The organism is Bartonella queenslandensis AUST/NH15, from assembly GCF_000312585.1.
GTDB lineage: Bacteria > Pseudomonadota > Alphaproteobacteria > Rhizobiales > Rhizobiaceae > Bartonella > Bartonella queenslandensis_A.
Genome location: NZ_HE998014.1, coordinates 7,951 through 10,065, shown reverse-complemented (window position 1 = coordinate 10,065; position 2,115 = coordinate 7,951). Strand labels below are relative to the sequence as shown.

The following is a 2,115-nucleotide window of genomic DNA, read 5'->3' as shown; positions in this document are numbered from 1 at the left end:
TCTTCTTCACAAAATCGGCATCCTGCACTCTATTTTTAGTTTTACAAGTTATGACTGCCTTTGATTTTAGAGGATATGAGAGGCGTTTCTACTTCTTTTTGAAGGGTTTTTATTCATACGAGTTCCGTTTATGATGAGAAAAAGAATAGTTTCAATTGTTTCATCGTAAAAAGAGCTAAAATGAAAGATTTTTATTATATTCAATTCTTATTCAATATGTTATCCATATGTATTATGATAATAAATCAATAGCTTACTAAAATTGGATATAACAATAGCTTATTTGTTTTTCAAAAAAATGGGCAAGGCTGGGTGCTGCTATTCACTACATTTTAATAACAATTTTATAACCTCAAGATATAGTATTGCCAGAAAATTATTCAACTAAAGGTGAATAATTTCTATGATGATGAATATTAAAAGTTTTTTATGCTTTATGTGAATTAGACATTGTATATTTTTATAAACTTTCATCAAAAAGTAATAGATCATGATTTTTGAATTAATATGATAAAATTTCTGAAAATGCGCGACATTTTTATTTAAAGTACTAATTAAAATTTTTTTTCATATTTTTGGGAAATTATGGTTTATACTTAATGAGTATAGATTTTCTATTCTTATAAAAAGATAATGTAAGGACTCTTTGGAGGAAGAGACGACTTTAAATTACAACAAACCAATTGGTGAAGTAATAGCTTTCGAAGAGGTATCTATTTACAGAAATTATAGTACTTCAATTGTACAAGAATAATGTATGAGTGCATACATTATCAATCCTACTCTATGCTGTGATATTTTAAAGTGGGAAAAGAGAAAGAAAGACGTTGTTTTTATCAATTAGTTTTTTTAGAAAGTGGCGATCCCTGTTATCTCTATCTATTCAATAGAGCATTTTGTGAGGATATCAAAGGAGATATCAGGGGCTTTTATGCGTTTTAGGGTGTTTTCCCTTTTCATGTAGGAACAATGATGCCATCAATGATTATTTCTTCAACATTCGATTATCGGAAGGCAGCAAAACGTCGGCTCCCTCCTTTTCTTTTTCACTATATTGATGGTGGGGCTTATGCTGAAGAAACACTGCGACGTAATTGTACAGATCTTCAAGCTCTTGCTTTGCGTCAAAGGATTCTAAGGCAAGTTGGTGCAGTTGATCTTTCAATCAAGCTTTTTGAGCAGAGACTTGACCTACCGATTGTTCTTGCACCTGTTGGGCTAACGGGCATGTATGCACGTCGTGGTGAAGTACAAGCAGCGCGTGCTGCAGCGGCAAAAGGGATTCCTTTTACTCTATCTTCTGTTTCAGTTTGTCCCATTGCAGAAGTGCAGGAAGTGGTTGGAGGTGCATTTTGGTTTCAACTTTATGTTCTCAAAGATCGCGGCTTCATGCGTGATGTATTAGAGCGGGCTTGGGCATCTGGTGTTCGCACGTTGGTTTTTACCGTTGATATGCCAGTTCCTGGTGCACGTTATCGTGATGCGCATTCGGGGATGTCTGGTCCTTATGCTGGATTACGCCGTTTTTTACAAGCTTTTACGCATCCACATTGGGCTTGGAATGTTGGTATTATGGGGCATCCCCATGATCTTGGAAATGTTTCCACTTATCTCAAAAAGAAAATTGCATTGGATGATTATGTTGGTTGGCTTGGGGCAAATTTTGATCCATCAATTGGTTGGCATGATCTACAATGGATTCGAGATTTCTGGAAGGGAAAAATGATTTTGAAAGGCATTCTTGATCCAGAAGATGCACGAGAAGCAGTACAATTTGGTGCTGATGGTATTGTTGTTTCCAATCATGGCGGGCGCCAACTCGATGGTGTTTTATCAACGGCGAGAGCATTACCAGCAATTGCCGAGGCTGTAAAGAATGATTTGGTTATTTTAGCAGATTCTGGTGTGCGTTCTGGACTTGATGTTGTACGCATGATCACGCAAGGCGCGGATGCCGTTATGATTGGTCGTGCTTATGTTTATGCACTCGCAGCAGCAGGTGAGAAAGGTGTTGCTCACCTGCTTGATCTTTTTGCCAATGAAATGCGGGTTGCTATGACATTGACTGGTGCTCAGACACTCAAAGAGATTACACGTGAAAGCTTAGTGAATACA

General features: G+C 36.9%; 1 protein-coding gene. It reads left to right on the top strand.

The window, feature by feature from the left end:
• Positions 1-981 precede the first annotated feature (981 nt).
• Positions 982-2,115: FMN-dependent L-lactate dehydrogenase LldD (lldD, locus tag BN338_RS09040; protein ID WP_039761276.1), on the top strand; the 1,134-nt coding region annotated here is incomplete at its 3' end.